The sequence below is a fragment of the Marivirga sericea genome (genome assembly GCF_900177665.1).
Lineage (GTDB): Bacteria > Bacteroidota > Bacteroidia > Cytophagales > Cyclobacteriaceae > Marivirga > Marivirga sericea.
Genome location: NZ_FXAW01000003.1, coordinates 431,459 through 450,039, shown reverse-complemented (window position 1 = coordinate 450,039; position 18,581 = coordinate 431,459). Strand labels below are relative to the sequence as shown.

The 18,581-nt window shown below is 36.5% G+C and carries 13 protein-coding genes; 10 read left to right on the top strand and 3 right to left on the bottom strand.

The features are described 5' to 3' along the window. Positions 1-139 precede the first annotated feature (139 nt). The 9 genes from B9Y84_RS09600 to murI all read left to right on the top strand — a co-directional run bounded on the left by B9Y84_RS09600 (position 140) and on the right by murI (position 12,821). A complete protein-coding gene (locus tag B9Y84_RS09600; protein WP_085516868.1) occupies positions 140-2,158 on the top strand; it encodes a cyanophycinase in 2,019 nt (672 codons plus the stop codon). A gap of 243 nt (positions 2,159-2,401) precedes the next feature. Continuing rightward, positions 2,402-5,377: a SusC/RagA family TonB-linked outer membrane protein gene (locus B9Y84_RS09595; RefSeq protein ID WP_085516867.1), complete on the top strand. Its 2,976-nt coding sequence runs from the start codon at positions 2,402-2,404 to the stop codon at positions 5,375-5,377. 12 nt (positions 5,378-5,389) lie between these two features. Next, on the top strand, positions 5,390-6,733 hold the full coding sequence (locus tag B9Y84_RS09590; RefSeq protein ID WP_085516866.1) for a RagB/SusD family nutrient uptake outer membrane protein: 1,344 nt from the start codon (positions 5,390-5,392) through the stop codon (positions 6,731-6,733). Between the two features lie 33 nt (positions 6,734-6,766). Continuing rightward, entirely contained in the window at positions 6,767-7,951 is a 1,185-nt protein-coding gene (locus B9Y84_RS09585) for a PKD domain-containing protein (protein ID WP_085516865.1), read from the top strand. Positions 7,952-7,964: 13 nt separating this feature from the next. Continuing rightward, the gene (locus B9Y84_RS20915) at positions 7,965-9,104 is read left to right on the top strand and encodes a PKD domain-containing protein (RefSeq protein WP_085516864.1); all 1,140 of its coding nucleotides are present in this window, start codon (positions 7,965-7,967) and stop codon (positions 9,102-9,104) included. 159 nt (positions 9,105-9,263) lie between these two features. Then, positions 9,264-10,103 (top strand): cyanophycinase, encoded by an 840-nt coding sequence (locus B9Y84_RS09575; RefSeq protein ID WP_085516863.1) that lies wholly within the window; start codon positions 9,264-9,266, stop codon positions 10,101-10,103. Further along, positions 10,100-11,470 carry a YfcC family protein gene (locus B9Y84_RS09570; RefSeq protein ID WP_085516862.1) on the top strand — a complete coding sequence of 457 codons (1,371 nt, stop codon included), beginning with the start codon at positions 10,100-10,102 and terminating at the stop codon, positions 11,468-11,470. Before B9Y84_RS09575 ends, B9Y84_RS09570 begins: the two co-directional genes overlap by 4 nt. A 31-nt stretch (positions 11,471-11,501) precedes the next feature. Next, positions 11,502-11,957 (top strand): hypothetical protein, encoded by a 456-nt coding sequence (locus tag B9Y84_RS09565; protein ID WP_221406420.1) that lies wholly within the window; start codon positions 11,502-11,504, stop codon positions 11,955-11,957. Positions 11,958-12,008: 51 nt separating this feature from the next. Beyond that, positions 12,009-12,821 (top strand): glutamate racemase, encoded by an 813-nt coding sequence (gene murI, locus B9Y84_RS09560; protein ID WP_085516861.1) that lies wholly within the window; start codon positions 12,009-12,011, stop codon positions 12,819-12,821. Here the strand turns inward: murI and B9Y84_RS09555 are convergent. Then, positions 12,808-14,733 (bottom strand): tetratricopeptide repeat-containing sensor histidine kinase, encoded by a 1,926-nt coding sequence (locus B9Y84_RS09555; RefSeq protein ID WP_139827996.1) that lies wholly within the window; start codon positions 14,731-14,733, stop codon positions 12,808-12,810. The genes murI and B9Y84_RS09555 overlap by 14 nt on opposite strands. Positions 14,734-15,013: 280 nt before the next feature. Between B9Y84_RS09555 and B9Y84_RS09550 the strand changes: the two genes are divergently transcribed. After that, the gene (locus B9Y84_RS09550; protein ID WP_085516859.1) at positions 15,014-16,888 is read left to right on the top strand and encodes an amidophosphoribosyltransferase; all 1,875 of its coding nucleotides are present in this window, start codon (positions 15,014-15,016) and stop codon (positions 16,886-16,888) included. Positions 16,889-16,986: 98 nt separating this feature from the next. Here B9Y84_RS09550 and B9Y84_RS09545 read toward each other — a convergent pair whose 3' ends face one another. Both B9Y84_RS09545 and B9Y84_RS09540 read right to left on the bottom strand, forming a co-directional pair. Beyond that, complete coding sequence (locus B9Y84_RS09545) at positions 16,987-17,895, bottom strand: hypothetical protein (RefSeq protein WP_085516858.1); 909 nt, start codon at positions 17,893-17,895, stop codon at positions 16,987-16,989. Between the two features lie 52 nt (positions 17,896-17,947). Beyond that, a complete protein-coding gene (locus B9Y84_RS09540) occupies positions 17,948-18,541 on the bottom strand; it encodes a spheroidene monooxygenase (protein WP_245830846.1) in 594 nt (197 codons plus the stop codon). Between the last annotated feature and the right edge of the window lie 40 nt (positions 18,542-18,581).

Genomic DNA, 18,581 nt, shown 5'->3' with positions numbered 1-18,581 from the left:
AAACATATCAATCCAGCTTCTCTTCTTTTGAAGCGCCTTGCAAAAGCCTAAATTTATTGGGTTTACAACCAATTTTTGATTGTTAAAAGGAGCGTTGCTATTCGCAAATTAGTAATTCCTAACAATTAAACTATAACTCATGCGCCTTAATTCCTACTTTAGAATATCTCTTGTTGTATACTTATGCCTTTTCTCTTTTGGTCTCCAAGCTCAAGGGAATCTAATGCTAGTTGGTGGAGGAGGGGAAATTGATGGAGGTTGGAGTGATACTCCTTATCAATGGATGGTTGATAATGCGGAGAATAAGAAGATCGGTATTATAAGCTACTCAGATGCGGATAATTGGCTGCCAGACTATTTTGTCAGTCTAGGTGCTAATGAAGCCGTCAATATTAAAATTGACTCCAGAGATTTAGCAAATCAATCCAACATGTTTGATAGCCTCAATCAATATGATGGATTGTTTTTTAAAGGAGGAGATCAAAGCAGATATTACGAATACTATAAAGACACTGAAGTACAGGCGGCCATTGAAGCAATTTACAGCAGAGGGGGAGTAATAGGAGGTACAAGTGCAGGAATGGCAATCCTATCAGGGGTAATGTTTACAGCTTCCAATGGCTCAGCCTATCCGTATGATGCTCTGACTGATATTAATAGTGAATTCATGAAACTTCAAAATGATTTCCTTTCTTTTTATCCGGATTATATTTTTGATACCCATTTTGTAGAAAGAGGGAGAACACCCAGATTAATTGGCTTCTTGGCCAATTGGTTCGATAAAAATAGTCAATTGATTAAAGGGATAGGAATTGATGATAGAACGGCCTTTTGTATAAATACTCAAAGTTTTGGGACAGTTTATGGCACTGGAGCTGCATCAATTTATCACCCAAAAGATTTTCAAATTCAGGAGGGAAAGATTACGAATAGCAATGTGAGCGCAATTCAGTTAACCCATGCACAATCCTACGATTTAAATACATCGCAGGTACTTGAGCGAAATTTGTCAGAAATGAGTCAGCCTGAATCTTCTTTGCCTTATTACCAAGTCTTTGCTACTTCCGAAAGTATACTGAGTAATACCAGAAATATATTACAAGATGCTATTTCCAGTGAAAAATTAGGCATGAAAATTCTGCTGGTAAGTAAACCTAATAATAGTAAAATAGCTGATTATAAACAGTTTTTAGCAGAGAATACCTCTTCGGAAATTGTCCTTTTGGAGTTGTCAGCTGATGAAGAACAAGATCAACAAATTGCTTTGCGAAATAATATTAGGGAAAGCAGTTTGCTAATCTTTTTGGAGCCGGGGAATTTAATCGAATATTTTAATTCGGGAGCAACCGGAGAATTACTGGCAGCTCACATTACAAGAAATGAAATAACCAATGTGTTTCTAGGTTCAGTTGCAAATCAACTAGGTGAAAATTATGCTAATAATATTTACCAGGATCCTTTCAATGCTTATTATGGAGATATAGAATTCTCAGATGGTCTAGGGCTAATGAAAGACTTCAGTATTATCACAGCATCTTATGGCTTAGATGATAAAGACTATTATGAAAACATCACTTCTTCTGTGGTGGATCGTGTATTGCGAGAGAATTTGTCATATGGTATTTATTTGACGGGCAATACCTATTTATCCTATACCTTAAATGAAAATGATCGCGCAATTCTTAAGATAGATGGAGATTTATCATCGGTTCTAGTCGAGAATTTTGGAACTAAATATGCGCAAACAGATCAAAAGGTTTCAGGAAGTAGTAGTAGGCTCCAGTATGCTTTTGATAGTTTGAATTATAAGATTGTAAGAGGAATAGAGTTTGAAATTGGTGATGTTGCTGCCACTGAGCAGGAAGATTATCAATTTGAGGAAGAGGAGGTGCTTTCTAGTAATGAGCTTCTAGATTTAGGAGTGAAATTGCTGCAGAATCCTGTTCAAAGTAATTTGAAATTAAGAAATAATTCTTCTAAGAACTACAAAATTCAAGTTTCTACAATGGAAGGTAGTTTAGTATTTGATTCAATACTGCAAAATCATAGTTTGAGAGAATTTTATGTGGGTTATTTGCCCTCTTCTCAATATATTGTGGTGCTTTCAGACGTAGTCAACGGTAAAAAATATTTTATTAAAATGTTAAAAACCAATTGATTTAATTGTGTTTTACGTATCAATTATTTAATATTGAGATAAGATCATGAAATTTTCAAAAACATACAGGTCAAGCAAGCCCATCCCGGTGCAAGCAAGCAAATCATTAACACTAATGAATTTGCAGCCTATATTTGATTGTTAGTCCAACTCAATTTTATTATTTCCTTAGTTGTAAGCTAAGGCATATCTAAATCTAATCGTCTAGATTATTTTCTAATATTATTACTTAATGTTTTTCTTATGAGAACTTTTATTAGAGCGCTCGTAGTATTCGTTGCTACTTGTACGTTTGTATTTAATATAAATGCCCAATCCATACTTGTAAAAGGTACTGTCACATCCGCTGAGGATGACTTGCCACTACCGGGAGTAAATGTCATGATAAAAGGCAGTGGTACGGGTACCACAACCAATCTTGATGGAAATTATCAATTGGAGGTAGATAAAGAGGCTTCTCTACTGTATTCATTTATTGGAATGAAAACTCAAGAGGTGGCAGTAAATGGAAGAAGTACCATTAATGTAGTTCTAAATTCAGATATTTCTCAGTTGTCTGAAGTAGTAGTAGTCGGCTACGGATCAGTTGATAGAAAACTGCTAACAGGTTCTGTGGCGCAAACAGAATCCGAAGAGCTTTCTAATACTGTTAATCCAGACTTAAGTTCGGCACTACAGGGGAAAGTTGCAGGAGTTCAGATTAATCAAAACTCTGGTACTCCTGGTGCTGCACTCTCTATTCAGGTGAGGGGTCAAAATAGCATTTCAGGAGGAACACAGCCGCTTTATGTAGTGGATGGCGTTCCAATTTCAGCCGGTAATTTTGGGCAAATTGGATATGAAGGGCAAGGGATTAGCGCTATATCCGATTTGAACCCTAACGATATTGAATCTATTTCTGTGTTGAAAGATGCTTCAGCTTCTGCAATTTATGGTGCCAGAGGAGCTAATGGTGTTGTTTTAATTACTACTAAAACCGGAGAAAGTGGAAAGACGAAATTCAATTTAGAATCCTACTACGGTACTCAGGAAATCTATAAAAGACTTGATTTGTTAGGTGCAGGGCAATTTAAACGATATGTTAATGACATAGCTGCTGATGAAGGTGCAGCTCCTCCATACTCAGAAGAGCAGCTTAATGATAACCCCATTAATACTGATTGGCAAGATGCTGTGTTTAGAACTGCTCCGATTCAGAATCATCAAATTAGCGCATCTGGTGGCGGTGAAAAAACTAAGTTTTATGCTTCTGCAGCTCTATTTGATCAAGAAGGAATTTTAATTGGGACCGATTATAGAAGATACAGTGGTCGACTGAATTTAGATCATAAGGTTAATGACAGACTTAATATTGACACTAAACTCAATATTAGTTTTTCAGAGAATAATAGAGTTCCTGGGGATCAAACTATCAATGGGGTTTTACCAAATGCGATTTCTAAGCCACCAATTCATCCCATTTATGATGAAAACGGAAATTTTGTAGAGCAAGGCTTTTGGGATAACCCAGTAGCAAATGGTACTGAAGCAGACAATGTGGCGCAATCCTTTAGAACTTTGTTCAATGTGGGTTGGGACTACAGAATTTCGGATAATCTCAAATTTAGAAATCAGGTCGGGGTCGATTATTCTCATTTGATGGAAAGAAGGTATGAACCAACTACAACAAGAAGAGGAGCTCAAAGTGGTGGGATCGGAATTAACGCCAATTCAAGAGTCACGAAATTTATACAGAATTCGACACTTGAATATAATAAGTACATTAATGATCAACATGATATTACTGCTTTGGTAGGGTCAAGCTTTGAGTTAATCAGCGATCGATTCGATTTTATGAGAGCAAATAATTTCCCCTCTAATGATTTAAGATATGTTGCTTCCGCAGGAAATATTGAAACAGCTAGTGCTAGCGGTAGTGAATATGCGATTAATTCTTATTTCGGAAGATTTATGTATTCTTTTGAAGATAAGTATATTCTGACACTCAATTTAAGAGCAGACGGAAGCTCAAACATAGCTCCTGCAAATCGTTATCAGTTACTGCCAGGAGTTTCTCTTGGTTGGCGATTGATTGAGGAAGATTTTATGAAGACCCAAAGCATTTTCAATGACCTAAAATTAAGGCTAGGTTACGGAAAGCTAGGAAATGATAAAATTGGTAGAGGTAGATTTTTAGCACTATATGGCTCTGGAAATAATTATTTTGGAAATCCGGGGATCATTCCATCCCAAATCCCAAATCCTAATCTGAAATGGGAAGTAACCACAAATTATAATGCAGGTCTTGACATGGCTTTCCTAGGCGGAAAAATAAATTTCACTACAGATGCTTATTACAATATTACTACTGACCTTTTGCAGTTCAGACCATTGCCGGGTTCTTCAGGTTATGCAGGCTATGATGAAAACATAGGGGAGATGGAAAATAGAGGATTGGAGTTTGCATTGAATGCGAATATTATCTCAAGTGATGAGTTGCAATGGTCAGTTAGCGGAAATATGTCATTGAACAGGAATAAGATTCTGTCACTGTATAATGGACAGCCAATCACCAATATTGGAAGAGGAAATAATGCGGTTATTGAAGGGCAACCATTAGGGGTTTTCTACATGTTTGAATCATTAGGGGTTGATCCATCCACAGGGGAGCTAGTGATGGATGATGTTAATAATGATGGAAACATAACAGATGCTGATCGGCAAATTGTTGGTGACCCTAATCCTGATTTTATTGGGGGAGTTAGTACTAACGCCAATTTCAAAGGTTTTGACTTATCTATTGTTAGTCAATTTAGCTACGGGAACGAAGTTTTTAATGGAACTCGCCAATACACAGAAAATATGACCTTGGGTAGTAATGATAATCAAACTACTCGGATAATGAGAAGGTGGAAAGAGCCTGGCGATATCACCAATGTGCCTAAAATTAATGGTCGATTTAACAATGAAATTACATCCCATTACATTGAGGATGGCTCATTCTTTCGACTGAGAAACATCACCTTAGGTTATAGTCTTCCGACTGATTTAGTTTCAAAATATAAACTGTCGAAAGTCAGAGTATATGCTAGTGCTCAAAACTTATTGACGCTTACTGCTTATTCTGGTATGGATCCTGATGTGAACTATTCAGGCTCAAACGCTACAAGGAAAGGCACTGACTTTTTTACATTTCCTGTACCTAGAATGTACACAGCAGGTATAAATATTTCATTTTAAAAACTAATCAAGATGAAAAACATAAAGAATATAATAATTTACGCTTTGATCATTTCTCTCTGTTCGTGCGAGATTTTAGATGTGGAACCTCCTTACGATAGAGTTTTAGCAGAGAATGCCATTTCTGATAAAAGAGGCTTGGATGCTGCCATTAATGGTGTTTACGATGGAATGCAGAGCGGAGCAATCGTCCTAGATTACCTAGTAATTTCCGATCTGGCTGCAGATAATTTAGAGGCAGTGGGGTCGAAAATTGACTATATTACCATTGATGATAATGATCCATTTAGTACTAATATATATGTTGAAGCAGTATGGAATGCACATTATGATGTAATTAACAGGGCAAATAATATACTGGATAATCTCGCTACTGTTGAAGGGGTTTCGGAAGCTGAAGCCAACAGGGCAGAAGCAGAAATGCGAACCATTCGCGCAATATGCTATTTTAATCTGGTTAGAATGTATGGAGGCGTTCCATTGAGAGAAACTGCGGTTTCCGGTGCATCTGAGGGGGAGATTTTTATTGGAAGAGCATCTGAAAACGAGACCTACAGTTTTATTCAGAATGATTTAGAAGTAGCAGAAACACTTTTGGCAGGAGCAGGTAGAGGAAACAGTGTAAGAGTGGATGAGCCTACTGTAAAAGCTTTACTGGCTCGCCTTCATCTTTACAAAGAAAACTGGGCTGAAGCGGCAAGTTACGCAAAAAGCGTCATCAACAACTTTGGATTTGAATTGGTAGAAGATTATGCTTCCATTTTTGATGAAACCAACAGCAGTAACGAGATTATTTTTCAGATCGATTTCTTAAACGATGATGATGTTAATACGATTGCACGCTGGCTTTTAGCATCTGGTAGATATGAAGCGGCTGCAACAGAGAGTGTTTATAATCTTTACGATAATCAGGATATAAGAGCTTCAGTTTCTGTCGGCAATGCAGGAGGAGACTTTTTTTGCAATAAATATACAGGTCTTCAAAATGATGTGGATAATTTAATTGTCACCAGATTATCTGAAATGTACTTGATTACAGCGGAAGCCATAAATGAACAGGGATACGCTCCAGATTCAGAAGCATTTGATTTCTTAAATGAGGTCCGAGATAGAGCGGAGTTAAATTCACTTTCAAATCTTGAAGCTACAAGTCAAGCTTCACTTAGAGAGGCAATTGCAGAAGAAAGAAGAAAAGAATTAGCTTTTGAAGGACATAGATGGCATGATTTAGTGAGGACTAATCGGGCCCAAACTACATTGGAAATCAGTAATCCCAATAAGCTCAGATTTCCTATCCCTCAATCAGAAATAGATACTAATAAACATCCCGATATGCTTCAGAATGACGATTACTAAATCAATTTTTAAAAATACTTAAACTAAATAATTATGAAAAATCTATTAAACTACTCGAAATTATGGTCTCTATTCTTAGGGCTAAGTATTTTGTTTTTCACAGCTTGCGATGAAGGCGAGGAGGAAGAACCTACTCCGGAACCAACGGCAAGCTTTACATTCGCTCCCAATACACCGGAAGTTGGGCAAGAAATTACTTTTACTAGCTCGTCAGAAAATGCAAATTCATTTAGTTGGTCATTTGGTGATGGAAGTACCGGTTCAGGGGAAAATGCAACACATACCTACGAATCTGCAGGCGATTTTACGGTTACATTAGTAGCTTCTGGAGAAGGAGGTAATGTAACGGCAGAGGAAACAGTCACTGTTGCTGAACCGGAGCCACAAGCAGATCCTGTAGAAATTTACTTTGCTGATAATACAGGCGATGTATTCACTATGCAAAAAATATCTGGCTTAGGTCTAGAAACCACTATAGAAACAGCTTTTGAAACTACAGGATACACCATTCAGGTTTTTTATGATGAAAACAATGATAAAATATATTATAGTGATGATGATAATGGACAAGTTATTAGAGTTAACCCAGACGGAAGTGGGCAAGAAGTTGTAGCAGAGGATATTGCTGGTCCAAGAGGATTGGCAGTAAATGAAGATGCTTCACAATTATTTGTGGCTGACAGAGGTGCTGATGAGATTTTATCTGTTGATTTAGCTACGGGAGCAAAAACTGTTTTATACGACTCAACTGATTTGGCAAATGCAATAGGCGATGGTGTGCAACCAGTAGCTTTCTTGCCAGAGGGTTTAACTTTTCACAATGGCGAATTATTTTTTACCTGCGTAGACTTTGATGCTGAAACATTATGGAAAGCTGCTGCAGATGGATCAAATTTGGAGCGCCTATTAGCTTACGGGGACGCTGGTTTTGGGTACGCTGTCATTGTAGATACTGAAAATGATATCTTAATCTTTGACGATGCTGATACAAATAATTTATTATCGTCAGCATTTGATGGTTCTGATATTAATGAAGTAGTGGGAACTGATGATTATACCTATGGTATCGGAATTGATTATGTTACTTCTAAGATTTACTGGTCGACCAGAGACGGTAGTGTAAAAAGAGCCAATAGAGATGGTTCAGAAGTTGAGACTTTGGTTTCTGCAGATGAAGGTAGAGTTAATAGAGGTTTAGTGGTAGTTCCCATAAATTAATAATTAGGTTTCTATGAGATATATATTAATAATTCTTTTTACTGCTTTGCTGGGGGCTTGTTCATCCATAGACGATGATTTCCCTGTGCCCCCAGCAAGCACAGTTTCAAAATTCTCGGTTGAGGTGTTGAATGAAGACGAAAGGAGAGTTCAATTCACCAATGAATCAATTATTCCAGAAAATGCTGGCTCTGCTAGTTATACATGGTCTTTTGGCGATGGTACTACTTCTTCAGAGGTTTCACCTGTTCATACTTATGAAGCATTTGGCGAATACGAAGTGAAACTGGTGGTTTTAACTACTAGCAGTGGTGAAATCAAGGAGTCAGCACAGGAGTTGGCCTTGTTGCAATCTGTGGACATTGATTTTACGCTGTACTACATGGATTCAGATATGTTACAGATCATTGGTGTTGGAGAACAAAATGTTACTGCTGATTTAAACGGATTTGGCAATGGATTAGCTATTGACAGAGATGGAGGAAAACTATATTATGCTGATGACGATAATTTGAGCCTTAATATGATGAATCTAGATGGTAGTAGTCCAGAAGTGTTATATGAAGGAGTAACGGGGATTGGAAGTGTTGCTGTCGACACTGAATCTGGAAAAGTATATTGGACAAATCGTACTGATGGAGTCGTTCAGAGAGGAAATCTCGATGGATCTGGAAGTGTAGAAACAGTGATCGAAGGTTTAGAATTACCTGAAGGTATTGCAGTTTATAATGGGAAAATTTACGTGTCAGATGTAAATGTACCCCCAGTTGGAGAAAATATTTATGTAGCTAATACCAATGGTTCGGGATTAGAAATTTTTGTAGCAGGTAGTTGGGGATATGGAATGGCCGTGGATCCAGTAAATCAAAAGTTGTATTTTGGGGATCAGGCAGTTTATGACGATCCTGAAGATAATAGGCTCAAGAGTGTAAGCTTGAACGATAACTCTGATATAGTTACTGTAGCCACAATTGAACCTATTGGTGCTAATGGTAGCAGGACATATGGGATTAGTATAAACACGGAAGAAAGTAAAGTCTATTGGGCTGATCGTTCTGCCGGGCGAATTAAATCAGCTAATTTTGACGGTTCTGGAATTGAAACAGTACTCGTAGCGGAAGGCTCTCCACGTGGGCTTGCTTTAAATTTTTAAATTTTTATTATTTAGGTTATGAGTCGGAGGGTTCTACCTCCGGCTTATTTTTTTCAGAATTTCATTTACATTTGTTTGTTTCATAATCGTATATTTAATGCAATTAGTAATTGCTGCCTTATAGTGATAAATACTTTGAAGTAAAATGATTTATATAAAATGAGAGAACTATTCCTTTTCATTATCATATCTACAATTTTTTCTTGTCAAACAAAGCAAGGAAAAGAATCGTCCATCGAAAATCTACCCGAAGGTGGTCTATTCGTAATAGGAGGAGGCTCCAGACCTTCCGAGATGATTGATAAGCTGATTGAATTAGCTAATTTAAAGGAAGGTTATGGCTATATTTTACCGATGGCCTCTGCTGATGATTCCGCCTATTATTATGCGAATAAACAGTTTGCTGAAAAAGGATTAGCTGATTTGAAAGACTACACCAAAGGGCAAAATCAATTACTGGATTCTATAGAAAATGCCTCTTTAATCTACATGGCTGGAGGCGATCAAAGACGATTAATGGAGGTATTAAGTGAACCAGAAAGAATAGCTATCAGAAAAGCTTACGAAAAAGGAGCAATTATAGCCGGGACAAGTGCGGGGGCGGCTGTTATGAGTAAAAAAATGATTACAGGTGATGAAAAAAAACATCCTGAATATCACCCTACCTTCCGCACAATTGAAAAGGATAATATCATTTTTGATGAGGGTTTAGGCTTATTACCAGACAAAATCATAATAGATCAGCATTTTATCTACAGAAGCCGATACAATAGGCTTTTAACAGCAGTTTTGGAAGTGCCAGACCATATTGGTTTTGGTATTGATGAATCAACTGCTTTGTTTATACAGGATGACTCTGCCACTGTGGTTGGAGAATGGCAGGTCGTTAGTTTTAGAAATTCAGATCAACAATCAGAAACTCAAAATACATTGTTAGGGGCAAAAAACATTGAATTAAACATTTACCTTCCTAACGAGAAATTTAAATTTCCGCAATGATAAAAAGACTTCCGGATACGCTCGTCATCATTTTTTTTATTCTTATTGTTTTCACCTTATTGACTTGGATTATTCCCGCTGGAAATTATGATAGAGTACTGGTAAACGGCCGGGAGGTGATTGATCCGGATACTTTTTCTTACTCTGAACAGAATCCACAAGGTTTATTCGATCTATTAAAAGCGCCAATAGAAGGCTTTCAATCTGCTGCACAAATCATAGCCTTCATATTGCTGGTGGGTGGGGCTTTTGCGATTATTAATAAAACTGGAGCTATTGATGCGGCACTTCAATACGTGGTGCAGTATAGCCTGAAATATCCTCAAAGTAAGAAGTGGATATTACCGATTATTATTTCTTTGTTTTCCCTCTCTGGAGCTACTTTCGGCATGAGTGAGGAGGTTTTAGTCTTCGTTCTAATTACCATTCCATTAGCCAGAGCATTAAATTATGACGTATTGGTAGGGGTAGCGATTCCGTTTTTAGGAGCAGGAGCAGGTTTTGCAGGTGCCTTTGCTAATCCTTTCACCATTGGCGTAGCACAAGGAATTGCAGAGTTAGCTCCATTTAGCGGAATGGAATATAGGTTGCTTGTCTGGCTAATTTTCACTCTGGCAGTGAATATTTTCATCATTCGCTATTGTAATTTACTTGATAAAGGCAAAAGAAAACATTATTTAACAGATATCAAGCTTACTGAATCCGCTGAAAACACAGACTTTACGAGAAGGCAAAAGCTAATTCTGACATCTTTCGGACTTGGGTTAGTATTACTAATCTATGGAGTCAATAGTTGGGATTGGTACATCAGTGAAATTGCAGCTCTCTTTGTTGGGCTGGGTATTATTTCTGGAATAATAGGAAAGTTAGGAATGCAGAAAACGATTGATGCTATAGTAGAAGGAGCAAAGGATTTAATGCCTGCTGCTTTAGTGGTAGCTCTGTCAAAGGGTATTTTAATTTTGGCAACAGATGGAAATATTATTGACACCATATTGCATAGCCTTGCTTCTTTATCGGAAGGAATTCCAGATTATGCTTCTATTCAAGTTATGTTTTTTGTGCAGAGTGCATTGAATTTCTTTCTGCCCTCTGGTAGCGGACAAGCAGCGCTCACTATGCCTATAATGGCTCCCCTCAGTGATATCTTGGGAATAGGGAGGCAAACTGCGGTTCTGGCTTTTCAGTTTGGTGATGGTATTTCAAACTTAATAATCCCAACTTCTGGTGTTACCATGGGAGTACTGTCCATCGCTAAGATTCCTTATGAAAAATGGCTAAAATGGGCCTTACCTATTATCGTTATATTTACAATTTTAGCTATGATTTTGCTTTTACCGCCAGTATTATTTTTTAATTGGGTTTGAGATATATAATTTAGGATTTAAAATAGAAAAGATGCCTTTAAATAAATTCAATCCTAAATATCAAGGAGTACATACTAAAAGCCTATCGAAGCAGATCCAAAAATTCCTACAATTAAATAATGCGCTAAAAGAGAAAAAAATGTCTGAATTGATTATTGATTCGATCAATGAAGAAATCAAAAAAGTTAACCAAGTTGAATCTAAAAAGTTATTAACTGCTCAATTAGCGAAATCGTATCAGAATATTTTAAAAATTGTTGAAAAAGAAATGAACTTGGTTGCCAAAAACCATTATAGAAATATGTGGATGGCAATTGGGATGAGTGCATTTGGAATTCCCCTAGGTGTAGCATTTGGTGCCTCATTGAATAATTACGGTTTTATAGGAATTGGTCTTCCCATTGGTTTTGCGGTTGGGATAGCTATAGGCTCCAAAAAAGATAAAGAAGCGGAAGAAGAAGGGAGACAGCTTGATATTGAAATATAGAATTTTCTGCTCATTTTCTAAATTATTCCAACAACTTCCCATATTTGCATCATGAATAAAGATAATTCTGCACCTATTGGTATTTTTGATTCTGGTATTGGCGGCCTCACTGTGGCTCATAAAGTCAAAGAGCTAATGCCCGATGAAAGCATGGTCTACTTTGGAGATATTGCCCACTTACCTTATGGTGATAAATCAGCAGCTGCCATTCAGGCTTACAGTATAAAAGTTACGGATGTCCTACTTCAGCAAGGGTGTAAGCTAATCTTAATTGCTTGTAACTCTGCTTCTTCAGCCGCTTTCGATTTAGTTCGGGAATACGTGGGTTCCAAAGCAAAAGTTTTTAATGTAATTGATCCTGTGGTCGAATATGTAGCAAAAAACTATAGCAATCAAAAGGTGGGTTTAATAGGCACTAAGCAAACTGTAAATTCAAATGTCTATGAATCTAAATTAAAGCAACTTAATCCTATCATTGAATTAAAGAGTTTAGCCACTCCGCTTTTGGTCCCTATGATTGAGGAAGGTTTTTTTGAAAACAGAATTAGCCATGATATTATTGAGGCGTATCTTCACAATGAAGAGTTAGAGGCAATTGAAGCATTAATTTTGGGTTGCACTCATTATCCACTAATTAAACAGGAAATTAGTAATTTTTATAATGGAGGTGTGGATGTGTTAGATTCAGCAACTATAGTTGCAAGAAAATTACAGCAATTTTTAAAAGAACATGACCTCCTATCTGAAAGTAAAATAAGAAAAGATAGATTTTTGGTTTCTGATATAACAGCCTCATTTGAAGCTTCTGCTAAAATATTCTTTCATGAGGAAGTACATTTAGAAAAGTTTCCTATTTGGGATTAATAGGAATTTTTAAGGTTATCTGAGATCCCTCATTTACAGTTGAACTTACCGAAATCTCTCCCGCTAAAAATGAAATGGCTTTATGAGCTAAAAATAATCCTAATCCAGATCCTTGCGTTTTGTTACTGATTTTGAAATAAGGCTTAAATAAATCTCCAAAGTATTTTTGTGGTATTCCGAATCCATTGTCTTTTACGTGGATATAGAAAAAATAATTTCCGATATCAGTGAAAATTTCTATTTCACTATCTTCATCTCTTTGATAAAGAAGAGCATTTTCTATAATATTATCCAATGCTATTCTCAGCAATGCAGTATTCCCATCTAAAGTAGTTGCCTGTTCATGGATATTGACCGTAACAGTGGCATTATGTTCTTTTATTTCCAGCGACATATCATCAAGGCATTCTTTGATTAGATCTTCAATTTCCACTTTTTCTGTTGCGTGTGAGCTATTGAGTTCATATGCCATTTGTAATTTGAACAACATTTTGTCCATGCTCATGGCAGTGGATTGTACCTTGCTGAAAAGTTGCTTCATTTGCTCCGGATCTGAATTGATTTGAGCAATATTATTGAGTCCCAATAATGTTCTAATTGGACGTCTAATATCATGAGATGCTCGATATAAATATGTATCCAATTCTTTATTGATTTCCATCAAACGAGCAGTTCTTTCAGATACTTTGGCTTCTAACATCTCGTTTAATTTATCTATTTTCTTGTTTTTACTTCTGAGTGTAAAAACATACCAAAGAACTACCAATAAAGTGAGGGCAATAATAATCAATAAGGCAGTTCTCAGCTTTAAATGAGATGCTTGGAGTTGATTAGCGTTTTGTAACAATTCTAATTTGCTTATTTCTTGTTCCATCAAATGACGCTCATGTAAGCTTGCGATGTCATTGCTCATATTAATAGAATCTCTGATCTTATCCTCTAATATGTACTCTCTTAAATATTGATTGGATTTAGCAGTATCACCTTTGATTTCTGCCACTGTAGCGCCTACTTTTAAATATTCAGCTTTTGATTTTGGATCTGTGATAGAATATTTTTTTTCAATAGCCTGCATTTTTTCAAAGGTGCTCACAACGGCCTCTCTATTACCCATTTCTGAATAGATCCAACTTAAATAGATAAGGGCATTCATACCACTGTTGTATACGCCTGCTTCAATGCTAGTTTCGAAATCTTTTTCAAGCAAAGGAATAGCTAAGTCATAGTCTCCTTTTTTATAGAATATGGTGGCTTTATTACCATTGTTTAAGGCCAGCCGAACAGAGTCTTGAAGTGCTGTAGAGATTTCAATAGCTTTATTAATGCTTGATAGTGATTCATCAAATCGATGAGTTCTCCGGTATGCAATTCCTTTAACTTCATGCAATCCTAGTAAAGATAGGCTATCTGTTCTGGTGAATTTTTCAATTGTTTTTAAAGTTTGCAAACCTTTATTAGCAAATTCAATACTTATTTCGTTATTCCATCCACTCAAATTTATTATACTAATTCTTAAGTATGCATGTGCCAAAAGAGAATTGGCTTTTAGTTTTGATAAAAAAGTAGTGGCCTTTAAATAGTATTCCAAAGATTCTACTGGCTTACTTACTTTTTGATAGAATTGGGCCAATTTATAATAAAGAAATGCTTGAAATTGATCTTTTGATTTGGCTAATGGAATTATTGTTGAGATAAGTTGAATACCCAACTCATTTTCCTCTTGACTCTCAACTAATGCCATGAGCTTTAAAGACTCTTGGAATTGAGAAAACTTCGAAATTTGCGACAGGGGCGTTTTTTCTACTTTTTTAAATAAATCGGTTTGTTTGAAATTCCTTTCATGTGCGTTCTTTAATTCATTTTGATAATACTGATTTAAAGAATCGAAAGAGATATCTTGACTAATCCCCAATGAGAGAGTTAAAAAAAACAGGGTTATTTGTAAAAAAACAGCCTTTATCACTTTCAAGCTTGGTTTATGTTTTGGTTTGAAGCCAGTAGCATCAAAAAGTAAAAATCAAAAATAGGATTATTTTGAAACTTAACCTTTAGCAATTAAGTATATTCATCCTAATAATACTATAGTTCCATCGAATATATTACTTGTATTATTTCTAGTTCTAGTCTTAAAAACAGAAAAACATTGAACATCAATTATAATAAACTTAACTTTGTGTTTTAAGTAAAAAGTCATGAGCGATATCATTAAACACGAATGCGGAATAGCCTTAATCCGCTTAAGAAAACCTCTCCAATATTTCATAGATAAATATGGTCCGCTTTATGCCATGAACAAACTTTACTTGTTGATGGAAAAGCAGCATAATCGTGGACAAGATGGTGCAGGAGTAGGGAATGTGAAGCTAAATGTAGAACCTGGGCACCGTTACATCAGCCGATATCGTTCAGTAGATAACCAACCCATTACACAGATATTTAAGAAAATCTCTAAAAAATATAAGAAAGCAAAAAAAGAAGGGGGTAAATGGTTTAACCAAGAGAAGTGGTTGAAAGAAAATTGTGCATTTACAGGAGAAGTCTGGTTAGGACATTTACGGTATGGGACTCATGGGCAGAATGCTATTGAAAATTGTCATCCCATGTTACGTCAAAATAACTGGAAAAACAGGAGTTTGATGGTAGCTGGAAACTTCAACATGACAAATGTTGAAGAGCTTTTTGATATTTTAACCGAATTAGGCCAGCATCCTAAAGAAAAAGTGGATACGGTGACGGTAATGGAAAAAATCGGTCATTTCCTAGATGAAGAAAATCAGAGAATATTCGAGCTCCACAAAGATGAATATACTAATGCTGAAATTACTCAGATAATTGAAGAAAAATTAGATTTGCTTCAAGTGCTACAGCGTGCTTGTCGCGATTTTGATGGAGGATATGCTATGGCTGGCATTACAGGTGCAGGGCATGCGTTTGTAGCTAGAGACCCTTCAGGTATTCGGCCTGCGCATTTTTATGCCGATGATGAGGTTGTGGTAGTTGCTTCAGAGAAGACAGCTATTAAAACGGCATTTAATGTCAACTATAAAGATATTCAAGAAATAAAGCCTGCGCATGCTTTGGTCATCAATACTAAAGGTGATTATAAAATGGAGCAATTCATTGAGCCTTTGGAGCGAAAATCGTGCAGTTTTGAGAGGATTTACTTCTCAAGAGGATCTGATCCTGAGATCTACGCTGAGCGAAAAACCTTAGGAAAGCTCTTAGTCCCTAAGATCTTGGAAGCGATAGACTATGATTTAGAAAACACTGTATTTTCGTACATCCCAAATACAGCCGAAACTTCGTTTTTAGGAATGATGGAAGGGATGGAGCAACACTTGGCCAAAAGACAATTACAAGAACTAAGAAGTGCTCGAGAAGATGATGAAGCACTCGAAAAACTATTGTCATTCCGTCCTAGAGTAGAGAAATTAGTAATTAAGGATGCCAAATTAAGAACTTTTATCACTGATGATGCTCATAGGGACGACTTAGTAGCCCATGTTTATGACACCACCTATGAAGTTATAAAAAAGAAAGTTGATACCGTGGTGGTTATTGATGATTCTATTGTTCGTGGTACCACCTTAGAAAAAAGTATTCTACGAATGCTCGACAGGTTGGAGCCCAAGAAAATAATAATTGTTTCTTCAGCTCCTCAGATTCGCTTCCCGGATTGCTATGGAATTGATATGAGTAAAATGAAAGACTTCATTGCATTCAGAGCGGTTTTAGCTTTACTAAAAGAAACGAAGCAAGAGAATATACTTGATGAGGCGTATCAAAAGTGTCTAATTAGTGATAATACAGAGAATCATGTCAAAGATGTTTTTGCGCCTTTTAGTTATGAGCAAATTTCTCAAAAAATTGCTGAATTAGTGAAGGTTGATACAATCGAAGCAGAGGTGGAAGTAATTTACCAAACGGTTGAAAATTTGCATAAAGCAAGTCCTGAACACTTAGGAGATTGGTATTTTACGGGTGATTTTCCAACTCAAGGAGGAAACAGAGTGGTAAATAAAGCCTTTGTCAATTTTATGGAAGGAAAAGAAGTAAGAGCTTATTAACCCTAGATTGATCCGTATTAAGGATTTGCAAAATTCAAGAGATTTAAGCGTATTCATCTATTGCAGTTTTTAATGCCGAGCGGATGCTTTGTTATGGGCTAATATCCAAGGCTAAGCTCTTTTCTGAAGGTACTGTCCTGTACGCTATTTTTTTTCCAGTAATCCAACATTATCCGCTTTTTAAGTTTTGCAGAAGTGGTCATGATTTCCCCACCTTCTGGATAACTTTCTTCCCAACTCTCAATGTCGTAAGGGAATTTGTTTTGATAGAAAATTGATACCTTACGCTCTAATGCAGGTATTTGAATCTTAAGTTCATTTAGATGCTCATTTTTTAGCACTTTGATCATGGCAGTATAAGCTTTCAAGTCCTTATGTTTAAGTCTTAAATATTGTGTGGAAGGTAGCAACTTTATTTCTCCTTCAGGAATTTGGGCAGGGTCTAAGCGTATTAAAGTCCAGAGTTCATCCTCCAGCCAAATTTTGTCTAAACTCATCTCAAGATCACCCTCACTCTCAAAATAAGATCTACTCAATAGATTGTACTGATTTGTTTCATTGTTAAGTTGCATGAATACGTGACCGCACCATTCCTGAACCGAAGTGGTGAGTTTTCTTGCGTGTAGGTCACTTTTTGGGTAGACAGGAGCAAATACCGAGGTCATAATAGAGTAAGGATAAATTCCCGTATTGAATTTCTTGGTGAAATTGAGTTTCATTACCTTCTCTGCATCGTCAGAATTTGCGGAAGGATTATCTAACTTCACTTGTTTGCTTTTCGAGAAATCTTCTGTTACAAAAATCAGCACCGCTTCACCTTTTCTCTTTTCTCCATATCGAACTTGCTCCAACTCATAGGAAGTCAGTTCTGCTTTGCCTTGATACCAATAATCACCAAAATTTTGGTCTATCGAAAAGCTGATTAGCTCTTGTGGGGCTTGTTCTTTTTTCTGTCCGCATCCCTGAAATAGAACAAAAAGAAATGTTATGATTAAGATATTTTTCATACTAAGCTGATTTATGTAGGTGTTGTTTCGTAACGGATTTTAGCCTTTGCTGTTAATGCGTAATGCTTTTAATATAATTGAAACGACTAAATAGTTCCTCTTTATACCAATTTTCCTTCTTTACTTTTCCTATGATTTCTTTATGAATATTAGAGTAGGCATAGTCCTTCATGGCTTGTTCATTTTCCCAAACGCTGAAAGTAGCCTGTTCAATTAAAGGCCATTCTCCAATGCCTTTGGTAAAAATTAGTCCTTTAGCATTTTCAATGGCTCTACTTGCCATGGGGACAAATTGCCAAAACCTAGGCAGTTTAGGGATATTGATTCGTGCTCTGGTAATTACTGCAATTTTTCCACCACTGTATTCCGTTTTTTCAGGGAATGGATTTTTTCCATACCAACTGCCATGCGCTCCTAGAGAATCTAGATAATGCGTTTCAATTTTGCTAGATTTTCTGTTTAGTTCATCAAAAACTTCTGAATGATCAAAAAAGTGTGTAGCGTCTTGTGGGTTGCCCCATTTCATCAGCATGGCATATGTTGAGAAGTCAGGCCAAAGACTAAAACCAAAGCCGCTTCCAGTGCCAAGAAGTTTAGCAAATTGACAGCCTTCAATTTTTGTCAATCGAGGAGGTAATAGTTGCATTTGTTTAAATGCCCAGTACTTATTATTTGAATAGTGAATG

What these genes read in the sequence shown, in the direction of transcription:
- B9Y84_RS09600 (WP_085516868.1), top strand. Translation starts at nt 140, where the DNA reads ATGCGCCTTAATTCCTACTTTAGAATATCTCTTGTTGTATACTTATGC.
- B9Y84_RS09595 (WP_085516867.1), top strand. Translation starts at nt 2,402, where the DNA reads ATGAGAACTTTTATTAGAGCGCTCGTAGTATTCGTTGCTACTTGTACG.
- B9Y84_RS09590 (WP_085516866.1), top strand. Translation starts at nt 5,390, where the DNA reads ATGAAAAACATAAAGAATATAATAATTTACGCTTTGATCATTTCTCTC.
- B9Y84_RS09585 (WP_085516865.1), top strand. Translation starts at nt 6,767, where the DNA reads ATGAAAAATCTATTAAACTACTCGAAATTATGGTCTCTATTCTTAGGG.
- B9Y84_RS20915 (WP_085516864.1), top strand. Translation starts at nt 7,965, where the DNA reads ATGAGATATATATTAATAATTCTTTTTACTGCTTTGCTGGGGGCTTGT.
- B9Y84_RS09575 (WP_085516863.1), top strand. Translation starts at nt 9,264, where the DNA reads ATGAGAGAACTATTCCTTTTCATTATCATATCTACAATTTTTTCTTGT.
- B9Y84_RS09570 (WP_085516862.1), top strand. Translation starts at nt 10,100, where the DNA reads ATGATAAAAAGACTTCCGGATACGCTCGTCATCATTTTTTTTATTCTT.
- B9Y84_RS09565 (WP_221406420.1), top strand. Translation starts at nt 11,502, where the DNA reads ATGCCTTTAAATAAATTCAATCCTAAATATCAAGGAGTACATACTAAA.
- murI (WP_085516861.1), top strand. Translation starts at nt 12,009, where the DNA reads ATGAATAAAGATAATTCTGCACCTATTGGTATTTTTGATTCTGGTATT.
- B9Y84_RS09550 (WP_085516859.1), top strand. Translation starts at nt 15,014, where the DNA reads ATGAGCGATATCATTAAACACGAATGCGGAATAGCCTTAATCCGCTTA.
- B9Y84_RS09545 (WP_085516858.1), bottom strand. Translation starts at nt 17,895, where the DNA reads ATGAAAAATATCTTAATCATAACATTTCTTTTTGTTCTATTTCAGGGA.
- B9Y84_RS09540 (WP_245830846.1), bottom strand. Translation starts at nt 18,541, where the DNA reads ATGCAACTATTACCTCCTCGATTGACAAAAATTGAAGGCTGTCAATTT.